Origin of the sequence: Candidatus Tisiphia endosymbiont of Beris chalybata (assembly GCF_964026555.1) — a bacterium.
GTDB lineage: Bacteria > Pseudomonadota > Alphaproteobacteria > Rickettsiales > Rickettsiaceae > Tisiphia.
This window is the reverse complement of sequence record NZ_OZ032159.1, coordinates 496050-516283: the sequence shown is the minus strand read 5'-3', so window position 1 is coordinate 516283 and position 20234 is coordinate 496050. Positions and strand designations below refer to the sequence as shown.

Below are 20234 nucleotides of genomic sequence, written 5' to 3'. Positions count from 1 at the left end.
ATCTTCCTCCGCGCCCCTCCTAAGTACGCTGCGAGCTTTTCCTATGCCTCCTACAAATTATACTCTTGAAAGCTGGAGAGTATGACAGCTCGATGGGAATTATCCAATAAGTCTATTATATAAGCCTAGAGGTTAAACTATTATGTCACTGCTTCTATCGCAAAAGCATAAAAAAATTGGTATATTCGGTTTAGGTAAAACTGGCGTCTCCTCTTATGAAGCACTTTATAAAGTAGCCCAGGTAATCTGCTATGATCAAAATAATGTTAGTCGGAAGGCTTTTAGTGAAATTTATGGAAATGATAAGCTAGTTGATTTATCAGATCCTAGGTGGAAAAAGCTAGATAAAATTGTTTTAAGCCCAGGCGTCTCTCTATCGCATGATATTGTTAAATTAGCTGCTTCTAATAATATATTACTAACTTCCGATATAGAGTTATTATTTGAAGAGGCTAAATCAGTTAATTTTGTCGCTGTGACTGGTACTAATGGTAAAAGTACTACTGTAGCGTTAATAGGCTATATTTTACAAACTCAGGGGCGTCATTACCCAATTGGCGGCAATATTGGTATTCCAGCTTTAAGTATAGATTTTCATGCCCCTGGATATGTATTAGAATTATCTTCCTTCCAGCTAGATTTATTACAAAACTTTAAAGCTAAAATTGCTATACTTCTCAATATTACTAAAGATCATTTAGCTAGACATGGTAGTATGGAGAACTATATTGCTTCTAAACGTAAGATCTGTGACAGGTTAGATAAAGAATCCTTTGCAATCATTAGCGTTGATAATGAAATTACTAAGCAGTTTCTTGAACAATTAGAAATAGAAAATAGAACGAACTTGCTTCCTATTTCTACCCGTAAAATTCTTGATAAAGGAGCATCAGTTTATCATAACATTATTTATGATAATATTGCTGAACCACTTATTTGGCGCCTTCCTAATAATAAATATTTACTAGGCTCCCATAACCAAGAAAATATTATAGCTAGCTATGCTGCGTGTCGTATTCTTGGTATTAAACCTGAAGAAATAATTACAGCTATCACGGAATTTAAGGGGCTTCCGCATAGAATGCAGTATATTGGTACAATATACTCAGATGATACTCACGTGAGTAACAATCATAATTTCGATAGTAATGGTAGAAGGGAGGTGAATTTTTATAATGATAGTAAAGCTACTAATACGGATGCTGCCTCTAAATCTCTTACCGCTCTTGATAATATATATTGGTTAGCAGGAGGAATAGCAAAAGAAGGAGGTATAGCGGGGTTAGAGCCTTTATTTCACAAAATTCGTAAAGCTTACCTTTTTGGGCAGGATAAGGAGATGTTTGCTGCAACACTTGATAAGAAAGTACAGTATCAAATTTGTGAAGATTTAACAGAGGCGTTTAATATGGCTATGCAAGATGCTCAGACAGATGGTAAGGCAGTAAAAAATATTTTATTAGCTCCTGCTTGTGCTTCTTTTGATCAATTTAAAAATTTTGAAGAACGGGGAGAATTATTTATAAAATTATATAATATCGCGGTTCACAGAAGCTAGGCTTGTTGCATAATTCGTATCGAGTAGAGTATTGACAGGTCAGTTAGAATATATACTGCTCGTACTTCAAGAATTGTTTTTTCATTTTATCGTGGTTTCGCGTGCTCACGTACTTAGTTGTACGCTCCGCGCCCTCACCCCTGGCAAATAAAATCCAACTCTTGAAATCCATTGCGTATATACTCCTATGATATGAATTTGCATGCCTCATTGCTCAAATAGCTCGCCTATTATCTATAGGCTCTACCATCGCGCCTAGCAGCAAAATCATCGGAAGAGGAGTATAAGTATGCAAGATAAGCACAAAAATGAAATAGCCAATAATTCTATCAAATGGTGGTGGCGTAGTATTGACCAAAAACTAATTATTGCTTCCATCATTTTATTTGTTTTTAGTCTAATGTTAGTTACTACTACTGGTACTATAATAGCTAATAGGGTTGGGCTAAGTGCGCATTATTTTGTAATCAGGCAAGCAATATATCTTGCCGTTGCTTCTATGGTAATGATTTTTTTCTCTTCATTCTCCAAAAAATGGTTAAAAAGGTTCTCAATTTTAAGCTTTGTTGTGTGTATAATAATGTTAATACTAGTTAAATTTTATGGGTATGAGGTCAAAGGAGCTACTCGTTGGATTAACATTTTTGGTCTATCTATGCAACCTTCAGAATTTATAAAACCTTTTTTTGTGGTTATAATTGGTTGGATATTATCGCTTAAGTTTAAAGGAGATTTCCCAAGTTTTTTTGTTTGTTTAATGCTATATAGTTTCGTCGCTTTATTATTGATTATTCAGCCAGATTTTGGCATGCTAGTAATGATCACCTTAGTGCTAGGTATTCAGCTATTTATTGCTGGTATGCCCATATTTTGGATTATCCTCGCTGCTTTTATGGGGGTAGTAGGCATTACGGTAGCATATTTCTGGCTGCCTCATGTAACCCAAAGGATTAATAGCTTTTTAGATCCCGATAGTAGCGAGAACTATCAGGTAAGAAAATCAATTCGGGCATTTGAGCATGGGGGGTTATATGGGCGCGGCCCCGGGGAAGGCGCAGTCAAACATGTGCTGCCTGATTCTCATACTGATTTTATTTTCGCGGTCGCTGGGGAAGAATTTGGGGCAATGATTTGCCTTATTATTATTGGAATTTTTGCTTTTATAGTAATTCGTAGTATAATAAAACTTATAAAGGAAGATGATAAATTTACCCAGTTAGCAGCTAGTGGCATTGTAGTACAGTTAGGTTTACAGTCTGTAATTAATATGGGAGTGACTCTAAATTTATTACCCACTAAAGGTATGACTCTGCCTTTTATTAGTTATGGTGGCTCTTCTACACTTGCAACTGCAGCTGCAGTAGGGATATTATTAGGCTTAACCCGCCATAAGACCTCTCTTACTAAGTATAAAATTCAAAATATTAATATATGAAAAAAATAGTTGTTACAGGTGGAGGCACAGCGGGGCATTTGTTTCCTGCTATTACGTTAGGGAATGAATTAATAAGACGTGGTTATGAGTTACATTTATTTACTGATATTAGGTGTAAGAAATATATTACCGAAGATGTAAAGTTGATTGCACATATTATCAATGTTAAGTTATTTCCGAAAGGGTTCCTTAATAAACTAAAATTATTCCTATCTTTATTGTGTGTGACTTTGAAGTTAATATTACTCTTAATGAAAATTAAACCCGCAGCTATAATTGGCTTTGGGGGCTATCCGACTTTTGCGCCATTGCTCGCAGCTTTATTTTTGCGTATTCCTATAGTGGTTTACGAACAAAACAGTTTCTTAGGAAAAACAAATAGTTTTTTCTTAAAATATGCTGCCAAGGTAGCTCTTACTTATGATGACACTAAAAGTAGTGCTAATTTAGATAACGCGAAGAAAGTAGTTGTCGGTCATATTGTTAGAGAAAATGTTAGGGAGTTAGAGGTCAAAGATAATTTTAATCATGTGCCTTTTAGGATATTTATTTTTGGGGGAAGTCAGGGGGCGAAGTTTTTCGCTACTTTAATACCTAAAGCTATTAAAATATTAGTTACTGCCCACCCTAATATTCAACTTCATATAACAGAGCAAGCAGCACTAGAAGACCATGCTAATATCATTGAAATTTATAATAATTTAAAGCTATCCTATAAATTGGCCGATTTTTTTTATGATATGGATCAGCAATATTTAAATCATGAATTAGTAATAGCGCGCGCAGGAGCATCCACTATTGCTGAACTTAGTTATATAGGGCTACCTGCTATATTTATTCCCTTGCCTACAGCTGCGGATAATCATCAATTTTATAACGCCAAGGCTCTGGAAGCAAGTGGGGCAGGGTGGTGTTTTGAACAAGCAAAATGTACCGAGGCAGAATTAGCAGACAAATTATTAGTGTTAATACAAAATCGTGATATATTAAAGCAAGCATCTTTAAAATTAGTCAAAAGAAAAAATGATGGTAGTAAAACTTTAGCCGATACGGTAGAACAAATTATAAATTAATAATTAGGTGGTTTTATGTTAAAGAAAATTATTGTTACAGTTTTAGGATTATGTTTACTTTCTAGTTGTACTGATAATTTTAGGGGATATTTTAAAAAATCAGCTAATAATAAACTGATAGATAGGAAAGGTTTTGAAGGGGGAAAACGGCCACCGCTCTATAATAAAAAATATATAGCAGCCGCCAAAAGGAATGTAGTAGAAGAAAATTTTGATGATGAGGAAGAGGATTTACTTAGCGAATATGATACAGAGACAATTAATCCTACTTTACGGAACCGTCAAATGTACTTAAAAATGATCAAAAAAGATATTGAGCATACTAAAGCTAAACAGCAGCCCGAGGAAAAGAAGAAAGGAAGGTCGGTATTAGCAGCAGCAAGTAGTAAAGTGAAAAACAAAAGCCAGGATGATAGCAATGTAGGAGTGCAGAGACAATTAGAGAATATTAAAGCTTTGCTCAGTGAGACTAAACAAGAGTTAGAAAAACATAGATGTCCTGGTTCTATCGGGCCCTCCTATAATAGCACTACAAACTCTGAGATTATATTGCCTAATAAATTAGAGGAAGAACGAATTGAAAAAAATAATAAGTTAGGTAGAGATCACCCTAAAGAATCTAAGATAAAAAAGAGATTTTTAACTGAGGATTTTGATGATTCAATAAAAAATGAGCCTTTACTGCTCCCTAAAACAAATAATACTATTATAGAAGAATATGAGAAAAGCAGTACCCCTCCGCGTGAGATATAATACCATTCAAAACTAAATTAGCACATTAGGAGTACAAGTACCCTGAATGTATTGCCCATATATACTACTCGTCTTTCAAAAATTGTTTTTTTATTTTATCATGGACTCACGTGCTCACGTACTTAGTTGTACGCTGCGCGCGCTCGCCATTTAAAATAAAAACCAATTCTTCAGGTACGAGCAGTATATACTGCTCGTACCTGAAGAGTGGGTAGACGATAGAATCAACTTCAAGAAGAGCGAGGAGTAGGCAAGGTCGAGCAACGCAGCGTACTATAGTCACTTAGGTTAAACTAGAAGTTGTTGCTCGTCGTTTACCTAGTATCTCCTAGGCTTCACTCCTCGCGCCTAGTATCTCTAAATTCAACCTAAGTGACTATACTATGCTTCCCGCCTACTATCCTGTGTGTATCATAATGGTCTATGCTATACTAGACCTCTTGCATAATCTAAAGATAATTGAAGAATTTTTAGGAGAAACGAAGTCGAGTACCGCAGCGTACATAGACGATTGTTACGGAACAGAGAGGAGTTTCGACGACAAAATTACCAATTAGATTAGGTTATGCAAGAGGTCTACTTTAAAAAAGCGGGATCATACACTGCTGGCGGCAATAATATTATCCCCACTTAATAACTCTATGTTATCCTTAGAATGAGTAATATCTATACTATGGGCATGTTCTATCGAAAACATATTAAACATATTATGTAACGTATTACGTAACGTATCATAAAGAGCACCATCGAACTTCAGAATACTACCTTGGGATTCTAAGTGGAGGTGGTAGCCTTCCCTATCACTGATATTCAGTCCTGCTGTTGGTTCCAGCTCCACTATGGATGAATTAGATAATTTTAAATTATTTATACTCAATATTGAATTTTTAGTTAAAGTTAACATTGCATAATCCTCTAGCTCTATAGTATCGAATTTGTTAGTGTTGTAGTGCTGTAATACTAGTTGGCTACCATACTGCAGTGTTAATTCAGGAGGTTTATGAGTAAGCTGCAGGGATAACCTTAGGGGATAGCTATACTCGCTTACAATTAAGGTCTTTAAATCATTATTATTTAAATTCATAGGGATAGACTCATTAATATCCGGAAGGATAATTCGTATTTCACTTGTATTGTCCTCATTAGTCTTAATAGCAAGAGTAATAATATCATTATTCTTTACCAAGAAAGTATTAACGTAGGGGGTAATATTATCATGTTCTATATGAACTGTTGAGTGAGAGAGATCCCAGCTTCGCTCTAGAAGAGAATGATCGCACATGATTCTATCATGTTGGTGGTATATCTTAAACATGTTTATTACTAGTCCTATTTATTATTGATAATTGAACAAGCATACGATAATATTACTCATATATCCAATCAAAATGAAGAAGCTTTAGTAGCGACGCGAAAATTATCTGGGAGACGGTCAACTAATGATAAGGGCTAATGCTGGATAATCCACGGCAAAAAACTTGCATATTCTCTTTCTGAAGTCGCCCGCACTGGTACATACTATATTATTTCAAGCGAATTCATTTATTACCTTCCATTGCTAATTTAGTTTTCGAAAATGGTATAAGTTGTCTGGACAATGATAGTATCATATGATACTATCATCTTATGAGTAGTAAACCTCCTTTTCAAATAACTAATAAAATCATAGAATTATTACAAAGTATTTCCCATGAATTAGGCGTATTATTCGGTGCTAAGCTTTATTTACCTCCTATAAACTTAAGAAAAAATAACCGTATTAAAACTATCCATTCTTCTCTTGCAATTGAAGGAAATACCTTAAGCATAAAACAAATCACCGATTTAATAAATGGCAAGAGGGTGTTAGGCCCACAAAAAGATATTATTGAAGTGAACAATGCTATCAAAGTATATAATAATTTAAATATCTTCAATTCTTCATCAATAGAGTCATTATTAGAAGCTCATAAATTACTAATGCAAGATCTAATAGCAGATAATGGTTGTTGGCGTAAAAGTGGAGCAGGGATATTTAAAGGTAATAAAATAACTCACCTTGCTCCTCCTGCAAATCGCGTACCTTTATTAATGGACAATTTATTCAATTTTATCAACCACAATAATGACGTCTCAGGGATAATTAAAGCCTGTGTTTTCCATTATGAATTAGAATTTATTCATCCTTTTTTAGATGGTAATGGAAGAATGGGAAGATTATGGCAACAATTATTACTAATAAAAACTAATGCAATTTTTGAATATATTTCTGTTGAGAGCTTAATAAGGAACAATCAAAGTGAGTATTATAGCATCTTAAATCAATGCGACAAGCTTGGAGAATCGACATTGTTTATTGAATTTATGACCACTCAAATATTAGAAGCATTAAAACTATATACTAATAATGCCATACCTGAAGCTAATACTCCATTATCAAGAATTGAGATTGCTAAAATTACTTTAATAGACAAATGGTTTGCTAGAAAAGATTATAATTTTATACATAAAGATATTTCTACTGCAACGGCTAGTAGAGATTTAACTTTTGGACTAGAACAAGGAATGTTAAGTTGTAAAGGTGATAAAAATCAGACCTATTATAAATTTAAATAAGACCATATCTATTTGGTTCTGTCACAACAATTAGTAATTTTTAATTTATATCTTTGCTAGTATTGAACTGCGCCCCTATGTTTAGACCAAAAAAGCTTTAAATAGAGAGACTATTATTTTCATAAACTATCTACAAAAATATTATTTTTATAATTTTGTAGCTGTTGTGGTAATAGTGGAATTGTGGGTAAGTCGCAAGACTTATCCATAAATCCACTATATATCTCAAACGGCGTTTTGTACTCCAAAGCCTGATGGGGCCTTTGATTGTTATACCAATTCAACCATTTCGGGATATTATTTTTCAACTCTAAAACTGAAGTACACCGGTATAAATACGACCCCTCATACTTAAACGATCGCCATAAACGCTCGATATGGGCATTATCGTTACACCTGCCTTTGCCCGTCATGCTGATGCTTATGACGCATCTCCTCAATTCATTAATCCAATCCTCGCTGGTAAACTGGCTACCTTGATCACTATTAATTATCGACGGCTTCCCATATTTAGCTATAGCATCTTCTAACGCTAGCAAACAGCTCTCTGTATTTAAACTATTTGATAAACGATATCCTACTACTAATCTAGTATAAACATCGATTAATGCAACCAAATACATAAAACCACTTTGTACCCTTAAATAAGTGATATCCACCTGCCATACCTGATTTGGCTTTATAACCTCTAACCCTGATAGCAAATATGGATAAATAGCTTCTTTTAGGTTTCTTTTACTTGTATTAATCGAAGGGTAAATTGCTTGCAAATTCATTAGTTTCATCAACCTCCTGACTTTTTTGCTGTTAACAATTACCACTTCTCTCCTAAGTATCGCCGTTATTCGCCGGTAACCATATATCGGATAATTACTATAGATCTCAACTATTCTATTACTTAAATAATTATCTTGATCCTTCTCCGAATCCTTGTAATATAGGCTGGAGCGGTTCAGATTCAATAGCTGACTTTGCCGACGAACACTTAAATCTTTATAATCCTTATCTACCATCACTTTCCTCTTTATAGTTTCAACTTGGCAGATACGAGCTGCAAAAAATCGTTTTCTACCTTCAATTTGCCAATAGTTGCATGCAGTTTCTCTATTTCGCTTGTAGAACTAGAGGAATTACCGTTTTCATAGCTAAACTTAAAAATATCAGCACCATTTTCCAAAAATTGTTTCTTCCACCTTGTCATTACCGACCTTGGAACTTGATATTTTGAGATTATTTCAGCAATACTCAAATCTCCTCGGATCATCTCTAGCGATACTTTAAACTTAAATTCTTTACTGTAACTTTTTGGCTTACTCATTTTCGACTGCTCCTATTTTATATTTATTTTAACATAAAATAGTCTCTCTATCACTGCTCTAGTTTTCGGGGCGCATTACGCTCTCCGCAACTGTTAATGACAATATGTAGCTTACAGCCAAAGAACCATCCCGTGGAAGTTTTACCTCTTTTTGCTATATCTTTGAATACTTTATGTCTATTAATTCTTAAATTATGGCAAGCAGGAAGTTTAGTAGAGTCGATATAATATTGACCGGTTTGTCTTCCTGACAGGCTTTTTAGCAGCAACACCATTGGCATGAAACTCAGTGGCATTAACTGAACAAAACGACTATAACTCACAAGTTTTGGAAATTCTTTTCTATAATTTTGGCATAGGCAGCATAAATAAAAATCTTTAAAGGTACGGTAGTGACTCAAATGAAACATGACTATAATAGTAATAATCTCTGAAAGCCCTAGAGTACAACCAACTTTACGCTTGCGGTTAGGGTGTGGTAATAGATATTTATTTTGCTCGTGGTCAAAATGCTTGCAAAAATCATCAATTAAGCAGAAAATCTCCGTAAGAGGGATCATAAATATTCTCCAATTTTGTTGTTATTATTAGAGAACTTTATAATCCCTCCCTTCTTCCTTTTCAACTATTCTTTCTTACGTCAAACTCAGGTTAAATTACGTTTTTTCTCAATAGTCGAACCTTTAAAGGTGTTTAGGATTTCGGAAGCTAGTTCTACTAAGTTTACAAGACATTCTGAGAATTTGTCGTCAGCTATGTCATGATTCTCTATTTCCCGTACAATGTCTTCACGTCTTTGTATTAATTGACTTCGTTTATTCTGACCCTCCTTGCTCTTCTTGAAGTTGATTCTATCGTCTACCAACTCTTCAGGTACGAACAGTATATGTGAAGGTTTTAAAGAAAAATTAGGAACAAGGGAAGTGCTAGTGTATTTTGTGTTGTGGGAAATCAAAAACACTACCCAAATGAATTATTATATAAAAATCAAAGGCTTGCCCCTCAGTACATGACATAAAGGTTAACAAGGAAAAAAACAGTGGATAACGCATGATCAAAGTCCTATAACTTAAGTTGTCTAAGACTTAAGGAGAAGGAGAATGACTTCAGCGTTATCACAACTATTAGGAAACTATTTTTTTAAGAGTTTTGCAAGTATAAAATTAATCGAGCAGATAATAACAGGATTGTTCTATGTCAGAGATGTCAATCTTACTCAACTAGCTTTGGTAGTTCAAGGAGCTGGCAATGATAATTCTCGATATCGCAAACTACAAAGATTTTTTTCTGGCTTTAGTTTTTGTTATACTGCACTGGCTAAATTATTAGTAGCATTTGCCAAAATTGAATCAGAAAAATGGTTGTTGGCTTTGGATCGTACTAACTGGAAATTTGGCAAGCTTGATATCAATATTTTAGTATTATCAATCTGCCATAATGGCATAGCTATACCAATCATGTGGGACATGTTACCAAAAACTGGCGTTTCAAATAGTGGTGAACGTCAGAAATTAATAGGTAGATTTTTGCAAGTATTTGGAGTAGAAAAAATATCAGCATTGCTTGGAGATCGTGAATTTATCGGTGATGACTGGTTGAAATTTCTAGCAGATCGTAATATTCCATTTTATATAAGAATTAAGCAAAATTTAACTATTGGTAGATCAGAAAACGAATTAGTGACAGCAAATCCATTAGTAAAGAAGTTACAGAATAATGAATATAAAGTACTCAGAGGTAAGAGATATTTAGGTAAGAACTATAAAGGACCTAAAGTTTCTGTGGCTGCTTTGCGTAACGGAGAAGGAGAATTAGTAATTATAGCAACCAATGACAACCCCTATCAGGCCTTGGATATTTACAAAAAACGCTGGGAAATTGAAAATCTTTTTGCATGCCTTAAGACGCGTGGCTTCAACTTTGAAAATACCCATTTAGTACATTTGGATAGAATAAACAAATTATTAGGGATATTAGCTATAACTTTTACCTTTGCTTATACTGTGGGCTTATGGCGGCATTCTATCTGGCCTATAAAATTGAAAACTCACGGCAGAAAGGCTATGTCACCTTTTAGGTATGGACTTGATTACTTACGAAGAATATATTTAAACCAAGGGCAAATGTACAAGGAACTATCCAGCATTATTGATATATTTATCAAGCCTCTAATCCCCAAATTACCAACAATTATATCATGTTAACCTTTATGTCATGTACTGAGGGCTTGCCCATTCTTTTACCAAATATCTAAAAATTTAATGAACACTCCTTAAAACATATCCCTTGGTCCTAGTAATAACTAATTTATTAACTAATTGAAGGATTGTTAACATCACTTGTATGGGAATCTACTCCTATTAAATCACTTACTAATGGTTTAGTATCTATTTGATCATGCTTTGCATTATTTGCAGTATCATGATCCTTATTTCTAGTAGTGAGACCCGGAATCAAGCACATTAACCAACTAAGCAAACCCACACGAATGGAAACACCATTGTTTTGGGTCCCTTCTGGTCTTGCATCAGTTTTCTGTTTTGCCTCCGCTTCCCTTCTTTGTGCATCCGCTTCCCAATTAATCATATTAAATACTCGTATTAGTTAAAAATAAGCGTTGCATATTACACTAAAAGGTATTCACTAACAATACTTTTAATATAATTAATTATTTAAGAAACATTAAATATTATGTCAGATGCCTTTTCTAATATCATCGCCCAAAACTAATACCAAATTGTGATCTATAGGCCAGGGACTATCTAATTAAAGCCTTTAATAGAGAGATTATATCAACTAGTCTATAGACTGCAATGTAGAGCTTGTTGTAAAACCAAAGATATGATAAATTAACAGATAATAAGCGATTAATATTAAATTATGGCAAGAGCAAAATATCCTACAGATCTAAAAGAAAGAGAATGGAGTTTAATACAAGAATTATTTATCCCATCATGCAAAGAAGGAGGTAGACCCCCTAAATATAGTAAGAAAGACATAATAGACCTCTTGCATAACCTAATCTAATTGGTAATTTTGTCGTCGAAACTCCTCTCTGTTCCGTAACAATCGTCTATGTATGCTGCGGTACTCGACTTCGTTTCTCCTAAAAATTCTTCAATTATCTTTAGGTTATGCAAGAGGTCTAATATGTTAACCAAATATAGTGCTGTTAAAAAAATATGGTCTGATATGGGTTATAAGGTAGCAAGTTAAAGGATTATATTAATAAAGAGTATGATATTGATTTGGAAATTGTTAAGAGAAAAACAAGGCATGGAGTTTGGGTTCATAAAGATACTCCGGTCCAGAGTTTACCAATTAAACAGTCGGGTTTTAAGGTTGAACCGCGACGTTGGGTAGTAGAGCGTACCTTTGGTTGGCTTGGTAGAAGTAGAAGATTAGCAAAGGAATATGATTTTTTAACTCAAACATCCCAAAATTTTATTTATATTGCTATGAGTAAATCACTTTGGCTATACGTGAAAGAAGAAATAATATTAAAAGAAGTTGAAAAAGTATTAGCAACACTTCATTTAGATCCTGAATTGCTAGTAGAGGTAATTTCTTATATTAAAGCTTCAGCAAAAATTGAGCAAGATTTTCATAAAAGGAGAATAAGAGAGTTACATGCTGAGCATACAAAAATGAAAACTCGTATGGATAGATTAACTGATTTATTTTTAGATGACGATATCAGCAAGGAAGAACATGAGAATAAACGTAGTCAATTAATACAAAGACGTGAAGACATTAGACCTCTTGCATAACCTAAAGATAATTGAAGAATTTTTAGAAGAAACGAAGTCGAGTACCGCAGCGTACATAGACGATTGTTACGGAACAGAGAGGAGTTTCGACGACAAAATTACCAATTAGATTAGGTTATGCAAGAGGTCTAATGTACGGGCAATAGAGAATCATGATATAGCTGGCGATAAATTTCTCAGAATGTCTTGTAAACTTAGTAGAACTGGCCTCCGGAAGCCTAGCAACTTTCAAAGGTTCAACTGTCAGCGAAAAACGTAAATTGCTAAATTTGGTGTTTTCGAACCTGAAACTAAAAGACGGGAAGTTATAGTTTATGCTACGTTCACCGTTTGATCTGTTCATAAAATGCAGCAAAATCTACGATTGGCGCGCCCTAAAGGATTCGAACCTCTGACCTACGGATTAGAAATCCGTTGCTCTATCCAGCTGAGCTAAGGGCGCATATAACAAAATAGGAGGCTCCAAGAAGGCTTACGCTGCCTTTAACTTTTTGCACTACCCCAAATATTTGCTATTATCTTATGATAATATTGACAGTTCTACTTTAGTGTCCGACTTGCGGCTTGATCCAAGCTGAAAATTACATGGGCTATTCTTCAAGTTTTAATGGTATCAGCTATCCTAATAATATTTCTACGGTGTTATATACTTTAGGAACTTCAAGAATTGGCGTGCGTACGTGCTTTATATCAGCTAATATTAAATTTTTCAAGTATAAAAAACACTTGAGCCTTTGCACGGCAATTTAACAGTCGCACTCAAAGGTTGCAATAAGTGATTATTAAGAATAACAAAAATCATTGCTAGAAGGCCCGAAGCGCCGCCCGAAGCAATCATGCAAATTAAATTATCGTGATTTTGTAGATTTTCCTAGATTGCTTAGTCGGTTGCAGTAAGCAATCTTCTCGCAATGACGTGTATACTACTCGCTCTTCTTAAAGTTGATTCTATCGTCTACCAACTCTTCAGGTACGAACAGTATATATTGCTTTTAGGGCAGTTGGAAGAGCTATGAAAAGTTTTTAGTAAGTCAAAGTAGGTTAGTCTTTACTTTGATCAATAAGTTATTTATAACTAAGAAGATAATTTTAAAAAAGAAATGTATGAATAACGTTGTTAGTAAAGTATTATTAATCATTGTAATTTTGCTTATAGCATTATTTGCTTATAAAACTATTAAGGTACCCAGTACTGCATCTGCAAAAATTTCCACTAATAACATAAATCAGCCATCATCTGATCAATTAAATGAAATAAATAAGACCGAACAAATTATCCAAAAATATTTGCTTAATAATCCTGAAATAATTGTTCAGGCTATGGAAGTATTGCAACAGCGAAAAAAACAAGAAATGGAGATTAAGGCCAGCCAATACTTAAAAGAACATCAGACAGAAGTTAATAACTCTACTACTTCTCCGGCACTTGGAAATAGCAATGGAAATATAGTGATTGCTGCTTTCTATGATTATAATTGTACTTATTGTAAAAAGGGAGATAAGTTTATTAACCAATTAATTAAATTAGACCCAGATGTTAAAGTGTTATTAAAACCTTTTCCAATTCTTGGGGATGCCTCTTATTTTGCAGCTTCTATTGCGTTAGCTGTTTATAAAACTGATCCTACGAAATTTAAAAATATACATGATAGCTTGATAGAAATGCAGCCTATTACAAATACCGCAGTAGAAAAATTGTTAACAGATAATAATTTGAATCCGTTGACAATATTAGAGCTAGCGAGCCAAGAAGAAATCAAAAGTATATTGGAAAAGAATACACAATTAGCAAGAAATTTGAAAATACAAGGGGTGCCTGCTTATATTATTAATGATAGGTTAATACCCGGAATGATGGATTTAGGGCAATTACAAAAAATTATTACCGAGATCAGAAGTCAAAACAAACAATAACATCATTAGACCTCTCTCAAAACTCTACTTCTACTGGTAATTGGGACAATGAATCTAGGCTTAAACCCTCACGTACACCCTAGTGCGATGCGGTTTGGAGCGAAGAGTCTCCTTTTCAAATTCCCTCCGCGATGCGAGTTTTGCAAGAGCTCTATTGAAATAAAATGGCTTCTGCTTATATATATGTATAGTCACTTAGGTTAATTAGATACTAGGCGCGAGGAGTGAAGCCTAGGAGATACTAGGTAAGCGACGAGCAACAACGTAGCTAGTTAACCTAAGTGACTATAGTTCCTTGCATCTAATATACGCTAATTAGCCTATATATTTCTTGTTTTCTGTTAATTTATAAACTGAATGTAAGCACCTTAAAATAACAATTCCTTGGAAACATTAAAAATAATAAATAGAAGTTCATCTGATTTTGTTTGACACATTGAAAATAATTTGATAGATAAAGAGGAGATAATAAATATTTGAGTGGATAAATATAGATCTTTAGTTACCATCTTTTTTGATATAAAGTGTCATATAATTCATTAAAACAATTAATACCGTCCCCTTAAAATATAAGTATATTCTTTAGCTCATGTCACCAAGCTGCTTTCAAAACAGAGGAGTATCCTCCTCTTTCGATGATTTTGCTGCTAGGCGCGATGGAGCAAAGCCTATAAAGAATAGGCGAGCGATGAGTTAACGATGCATGCAAATTCATATTAGAGGAATAGTGCAAGTGGAGAAGGAGCACTAACTCTAGTAGCACTAGGTAAGCACGACAATCCCCACAATCGACAACCCGAATGTTATTGATAGTAACTTGGTATAAATTGGCTTTTGCAAGTTCTTGAGGGTTAACGTGTTCGTCGCTTGCAGTATGTAACTATTATATACTCGAGGGATCATTCGAGTATACAACTAATTCTTAAAATTCTAATGGAATAATCTCACATTTTCTAACTATCTCTAAGCAGCTTGTGTTTCGAAGGATCAATATGTCCTCAGTTTTACAGTAATATTATATAAATTAATGTAGGGTTTGGCTTCTACGTTAGTTCAACATAACTTAGCTTTGCTTATTTGTGGTAATACTGACGATTTTTATCACAAATTGGGCCTTATCGTAAATAATCATAACAAAAAGATATGTATGACCAAAAATACTGCTACTGACAATAAAGAACTGCCTAATATGTACCAGGATAATGGTATAAAACCCGGTAGTTTTATTAAAGATGATGTCGTTACGATAAATCTTAAACAATTAAAACGTAAACTTCCTGAAGAACTGCAATTACAAGCTGAGAATCTTAATATAGAGAATGCTAGTTATTTGCTAAAGCAAGAATTGGTTTTTGCTATACTCAAAAAATCTGTGGAGCAAGGAGGATTAATTCTCGGGGAAGGGGTCTTAGAGATTTTACCCGATGGGTTTGGTTTTCTCCGTTCCCCAGAGGTTAATTATTTAGCTGGTCCTGACGATATTTATATTTCCCCTAGTCAAATACGACGTTTCGGCTTACGTACTGGTGATACAGTAGAAGGACAAATTAGAGCTCCAAAGCCGGGGGAGCGATATTTTGCGTTATTAAAAGTTAATAAGGTAAATTTTGAAGAACCTTCTAAAGCTTATCATAGAGTCCATTTTGACAATTTAACTCCGCTTTATCCTGAAGAAAAATTATCATTAGAAATAGAGAATAATAATAAAGATTATAGTACTAGAATCATTGAATTGGTTTCTCCTATGGGTAAAGGTCAACGGGCTTTAATTGTCGCGCCCCCAAGGACAGGCAAAACCGTTTTATTACAAAATATAGCTCATGCAATTACTACTAATAACCCGGAAGTATTCTTAATTGTGTTATTAATTGATGAGCGCCCCGAGGAAGTAACTGATATGCAACGCTCAGTCAGGGGAGAGGTGGTTAGTTCAACTTTCGATGAACCAGCTAGCAGACACGTACAGCTTGCGGAAATGGTAATTGAGAAAGCAAAAAGATTAGTAGAACATAAAAGAGATGTAGTGATATTAGTTGATGCCATCACCAGGCTAGCCAGAGCATACAATACGGTAGTCCCCTCGTCTGGTAAAGTGCTTACAGGAGGAGTTGATGCTAATGCCTTGCAAAGGCCTAAACGTTTTTTTGGGGCTGCTAGGAATATTGAAAATGGTGGGTCATTGACCATAATAGGAACGGCGCTTATTGACACAGGGTCTCGCATGGATGAAGTGATTTTTGAAGAATTTAAAGGAACCGGTAATTCTGAAATAGTACTAGATCGTAAAATAGCTGATAAGCGAATTTATCCTGCGATCGACATAACGAAATCAGGGACGCGTAAGGAGGAATTGTTAGTTGACGAATCAATTTTACCCAAAATGTGGGTACTTCGGAGGATCATTAACCCAATGGGCACAATAGATGCAGTAGAATTTTTATTAGATAAACTAAAAAATACCAAGACAAACGCAGAATTTTTTGATTCAATGAATTCTAACAAATTAAATGGTGAGAGGACACATGGCTAAAAGAGTGAAAATTTCTTTAATAGGAGGCGGAAATATAGGAGGAGTATTAGCTCACCTGATCAGCTTGAAGGAATTAGGTGATGTAGTAATGTTTGATATAACCCCAGGCGTACCTCAGGGTAAAACTCTTGATATATCCCAAGCAGCTTCTATATCAGGGTCCGATGGGTCTTTAAGAGGGACCAATAACTATCAGGATATAGAAAATTCAGATGTAGTAATTGTGACCGCGGGCGTGCCGCGTAAGCCGGGAATGAGCCGGGATGACTTAATTAATGTGAATAGCGGTATTATTAAAAATATAGCTGCTAATATTAGGCAGTATGCACCAGATGCTTTTGTAATTGTTATTACTAACCCTCTGGATGTTATGGTTTATGTAATGTTAAAGGAGAGTGGGCTACCTCATAATAGGGTAGTTGGGATGGCAGGGGTGCTTGATTCGGCAAGATTCAATTTATTTTTAGCGCAGGAATTTAATGTTTCGGTAGAGAATGTCAGCAGCTTTGTATTGGGGGGTCACGGGGACTTAATGGTCCCGTTAATTAGGTATTCCACTATTAATGGCATACCTATTTTAGATTTAGTAGAGATGGGGTGGTCAACGAAGCAGCGTATTGAGGAGATAGTAGAACGCACTAGAAATGGAGGAGGAGAAATTGTCTCCTTGCTTAAAACTGGTTCTGCTTACTTTGCTCCTGCCACCTCTGCAATTGAAATGTTAGAAAGTTACTTAAAAGATAGACGTAAAATATTAGGTTGTGCTGCCTATCTTCAAGGTGAATATGGCGTTCATGATTGTTACGTTGGCGTGCCAGTAGTAATCGGTAAAAATGGTATAGAAAAAATAGTAGAAATAAAATTAAACGCTGAAGAGCAAGATTTATTTAATCAATCGGTAGCAGGCGTAAAAAAGCTTATAGAATTAGGTTCTGTGAAGGCTTCTATCTAATGGTCGATTTCGTCGTTATTTTCGTTCTCGAATCCTCACGTGCTTACATGTGCGTTGCGCGCGCTCGCCATTCAAAATAAAATGATGGTTGGAAGTATGAGCAGTGCAGGGGCAGGGCGGTATATTTACGCGGCAATTCTGGATAAATTGTTGGCCAGAATTGCCTTTATATAAAGTAATGCTACCTGATCATTTGATCTAAGATTGATTTCACAGTTTCTTTATTTAACATTTTCTGTTTATTAAGTATTAAATTTGCTCCTTGTAAATCATCCCCTATATCTTCCACTTGCCCGCCCAAAATTCTTCCAAGAAAATGTTCTACTAGAGCATAATATGATAACCTATTTTCTGGCCTGGCAAAACCATGCCCTTCATCTTCATATAGCGCATAAATTACTGGTATATTTGCCTGATTCATGACATTCACAATCTGATCTGATTCTGCCTGTTTTACTCTAGGATCGTTAGCCCCTTGTGCAATAAATAGAGGCTTTGTAATATTAGCTGCAAAAGTAAGAGGAGATCTCTGGTGTAAAAATTCTTTTTCCTCTTCAGTATCCCAAGGACCAATAGTTTTTTTTAACCTATTAAGGGCTGGTTCCCAGTAAGGAGGGACACTATTAATTAAAGTTAACAGGTTAGAGGGACCAACTAAGTCCACTCCACAAGCAAATACCTCCGGCGTCATAGTCAACCCTACCAAAGTGGCGTATCCCCCGTAGCTGCCTCCCATAATAGCAATTTTATCTTTATCTGTAATATTATTAGCTAAAGCCCAGTTCACACCATCAATTAAGTCATGGTGCATTTTATTTCCCCATTCCAGGTTGGCAGCATTAATAAAATCTTTACCAAAACCAGTTGAACCACGGTAATTGATACTAAGGACGCTATAACCGCGATTAGCTAGCCACTGATGTACGATATTTGACCCCCATTCATCTCTTGCATGAGGACCACCATGCACATAAATAATAAGCGGAGATTTATGGCTCGGTTTATTGGCACTATCAAGGGTGGTACCAGCTGCAAAAGTTAGATAGCTGACTAAATCAAGACCATCACGTGATTTAATAATTACCGGGTGCATTGATAGTAAATTATATTGTGCTAAATCCGGCCTTGAAGTAAATAGTGGTTCAGCCTTGGTAGAGTGCCGGTTATATTGATAATATTTTAATGGTACTGTATCACTTTGATAGGCTACTATCCACATAGAATCATCTAAAGTGCGGCTGGTAATATATAAATTACCTTTATGAAAATTAGTTAAATATTTGATATCTTTTTCAATTGTCTTATCCAATATCTGCTCGCTAATTTTATCGTAATTAACCCTTACAGTTTGTATGGTGCGATTCATTGGATGTCTTGTGCCAATAGCAAGATCTACCAAATCATTTTTAGCAATTATTTCTTCCTGGCCAGTCAATAGATTATGGAGTTTTAAAACCATAGTATTACTGTTTCTATTATCAAGCAGATAAATATTATTATTGGTTTGATCAAAATTGACTATAACGACCATATCTTCCATAGCGACTGTCATGAAATGTTCTAATTTATTCTCTTTGAGCTGATAATAGTCAGCCCCCCCCTCTTGAGTTGGAGAAGAAACCACACGTATTTGTAGGTTATTGTCAGCAACTATATTAAAAAAACTATCATTTTTAAAAATAAGCTCTTTTTGTAATGTTATTAGATTTAATTTATAAACATCAAAATATCTTTTATCACGGTCATTTAAACCAATTAAAATTTCATTAGGGTAGTTAATACTTGTTCCTATTAACTGTGCCTTTACAGCTGTCTTCGGAGTAAGTAGCTCAGTTTTTTTGGTGTCAATATTACATTTATATAGCCGATAATTCTCATCGCCTTTTTCATCGTATAGGTAAAGAATATCTTTATTATTATACGCCCAAAAATAGTTATTAATTGGCCGCTCTTTTTCATTAGTTATAGCTATTGCCTCTTTAAGATTACCTACCGTAGCAACCCAAATATTAACTATACCATCTTTAGGAGCTAAATAGCTTAGATATTTGCCATCATGACTGAATTGAACGGCAAGCTTATCTGGGTTACCAAATAGTACTTTCCGAGGAATAAGTAGAGGATACTCTTCGCCTTTCAAGAGTTGTTTTTTCATTTTATCATGGTTTCGCGTGCTCACGTACTTAGTTGTACGCTCCGCGCGCTCACCACTCACAATAAAATCCAACTCTTGCAATCCATTGAGTATAGGGGAAGAAGAAAACGCTGGGCTTGTTGACATAAAGGTACTCATTAATAGAATTATTAAGGTGATTAGTTTGTTTAATTGATTCATA

At 34.9% G+C, this 20234-nt stretch carries 16 protein-coding genes, 1 tRNA gene and 2 pseudogenes; 11 read left to right on the top strand and 8 right to left on the bottom strand.

Annotated elements, in window-relative coordinates:
- Positions 1-142 precede the first annotated feature (142 nt).
- The 4 genes from murD to AAGD44_RS02535 all read left to right on the top strand — a co-directional run bounded on the left by murD (position 143) and on the right by AAGD44_RS02535 (position 4819).
- Positions 143-1558, top strand: coding sequence for a UDP-N-acetylmuramoyl-L-alanine--D-glutamate ligase (gene murD / locus AAGD44_RS02550; protein ID WP_341764436.1), 1416 nt, complete (start codon positions 143-145; stop codon positions 1556-1558).
- A 289-nt stretch (positions 1559-1847) separates the two neighbouring features.
- Positions 1848-2993, top strand: coding sequence for a putative lipid II flippase FtsW (ftsW, locus tag AAGD44_RS02545; RefSeq protein ID WP_341764435.1), 1146 nt, complete (start codon positions 1848-1850; stop codon positions 2991-2993).
- Entirely contained in the window at positions 2990-4066 is a 1077-nt protein-coding gene (gene murG, locus AAGD44_RS02540; RefSeq protein WP_341764434.1) for an undecaprenyldiphospho-muramoylpentapeptide beta-N-acetylglucosaminyltransferase, read from the top strand. Before ftsW ends, murG begins: the two co-directional genes overlap by 4 nt.
- Positions 4067-4081: 15 nt before the next feature.
- A complete protein-coding gene (locus AAGD44_RS02535) occupies positions 4082-4819 on the top strand; it encodes a hypothetical protein (protein ID WP_341764433.1) in 738 nt (245 codons plus the stop codon).
- Between the two features lie 595 nt (positions 4820-5414).
- Here the strand turns inward: AAGD44_RS02535 and AAGD44_RS02530 are convergent.
- Entirely contained in the window at positions 5415-6134 is a 720-nt protein-coding gene (locus tag AAGD44_RS02530; protein ID WP_341764432.1) for a hypothetical protein, read from the bottom strand.
- Positions 6135-6445: 311 nt separating this feature from the next.
- On the opposite strand from AAGD44_RS02530, the gene AAGD44_RS02525 reads away from it, so the two are divergent.
- Positions 6446-7414, top strand: a complete 969-nt coding sequence (locus AAGD44_RS02525) for a Fic family protein (RefSeq protein ID WP_341764431.1) — start codon at positions 6446-6448, stop codon at positions 7412-7414.
- A gap of 119 nt (positions 7415-7533) precedes the next feature.
- On the opposite strand, the gene AAGD44_RS02520 is transcribed toward AAGD44_RS02525, so the two are convergent.
- Genes AAGD44_RS02520 through AAGD44_RS02510 form a run of 3 tightly spaced genes read right to left on the bottom strand, consistent with a single transcriptional unit; the run spans position 7534 to position 9292 of the window.
- Complete coding sequence (locus tag AAGD44_RS02520) at positions 7534-8427, bottom strand: IS3 family transposase (RefSeq protein WP_341763476.1); 894 nt, start codon at positions 8425-8427, stop codon at positions 7534-7536.
- An 11-nt stretch (positions 8428-8438) separates the two neighbouring features.
- Positions 8439-8732, bottom strand: coding sequence for a hypothetical protein (locus tag AAGD44_RS02515; protein ID WP_341763459.1), 294 nt, complete (start codon positions 8730-8732; stop codon positions 8439-8441).
- Between the two features lie 50 nt (positions 8733-8782).
- Positions 8783-9292 (bottom strand): transposase, encoded by a 510-nt coding sequence (locus tag AAGD44_RS02510; RefSeq protein ID WP_341764430.1) that lies wholly within the window; start codon positions 9290-9292, stop codon positions 8783-8785.
- A gap of 540 nt (positions 9293-9832) precedes the next feature.
- On the opposite strand from AAGD44_RS02510, the gene AAGD44_RS02505 reads away from it, so the two are divergent.
- Positions 9833-10936: an IS4 family transposase gene (locus tag AAGD44_RS02505; RefSeq protein ID WP_341763462.1), complete on the top strand. Its 1104-nt coding sequence runs from the start codon at positions 9833-9835 to the stop codon at positions 10934-10936.
- 106 nt (positions 10937-11042) lie between these two features.
- Here the strand turns inward: AAGD44_RS02505 and AAGD44_RS02500 are convergent, their stop codons facing one another.
- Positions 11043-11318: a hypothetical protein gene (locus AAGD44_RS02500; protein WP_341764429.1), complete on the bottom strand. Its 276-nt coding sequence runs from the start codon at positions 11316-11318 to the stop codon at positions 11043-11045.
- A 294-nt stretch (positions 11319-11612) separates the two neighbouring features.
- Between AAGD44_RS02500 and AAGD44_RS02495 the strand changes: the two are divergent.
- Positions 11613-11733: pseudogene (locus AAGD44_RS02495) on the top strand (IS5 family transposase); the annotation flags it as partial.
- Positions 11734-12064: 331 nt separating this feature from the next.
- Positions 12065-12149: pseudogene (locus AAGD44_RS02490) on the top strand (IS5/IS1182 family transposase); the annotation flags it as partial.
- A gap of 718 nt (positions 12150-12867) precedes the next feature.
- Here the strand turns inward: AAGD44_RS02490 and AAGD44_RS02485 are convergent.
- Positions 12868-12944 (bottom strand) — tRNA-Arg (locus AAGD44_RS02485).
- A gap of 662 nt (positions 12945-13606) precedes the next feature.
- On the opposite strand from AAGD44_RS02485, the gene AAGD44_RS02480 reads away from it, so the two are divergent.
- Positions 13607-14416 (top strand): DsbA family protein, encoded by an 810-nt coding sequence (locus tag AAGD44_RS02480; protein ID WP_341764427.1) that lies wholly within the window; start codon positions 13607-13609, stop codon positions 14414-14416.
- Positions 14417-14784: 368 nt separating this feature from the next.
- Here the strand turns inward: AAGD44_RS02480 and AAGD44_RS02475 are convergent, their stop codons facing one another.
- Entirely contained in the window at positions 14785-14925 is a 141-nt protein-coding gene (locus tag AAGD44_RS02475) for a hypothetical protein (protein ID WP_341764426.1), read from the bottom strand.
- A 680-nt stretch (positions 14926-15605) separates the two neighbouring features.
- Between AAGD44_RS02475 and rho the strand changes: the two genes are divergently transcribed.
- Together rho and mdh are read left to right on the top strand one after the other, a co-directional pair.
- Positions 15606-16946: a transcription termination factor Rho gene (gene rho / locus AAGD44_RS02470; RefSeq protein ID WP_341764657.1), complete on the top strand. Its 1341-nt coding sequence runs from the start codon at positions 15606-15608 to the stop codon at positions 16944-16946.
- Positions 16939-17898: a malate dehydrogenase gene (gene mdh, locus AAGD44_RS02465; protein WP_341764425.1), complete on the top strand. Its 960-nt coding sequence runs from the start codon at positions 16939-16941 to the stop codon at positions 17896-17898. Before rho ends, mdh begins: the two co-directional genes overlap by 8 nt.
- Positions 17899-18079: 181 nt before the next feature.
- Here the strand turns inward: mdh and AAGD44_RS02460 are convergent, their stop codons facing one another.
- Positions 18080-20233 carry a S9 family peptidase gene (locus AAGD44_RS02460; protein WP_341764424.1) on the bottom strand — a complete coding sequence of 718 codons (2154 nt, stop codon included), beginning with the start codon at positions 20231-20233 and terminating at the stop codon, positions 18080-18082.
- Position 20234 lies beyond the last annotated feature (1 nt).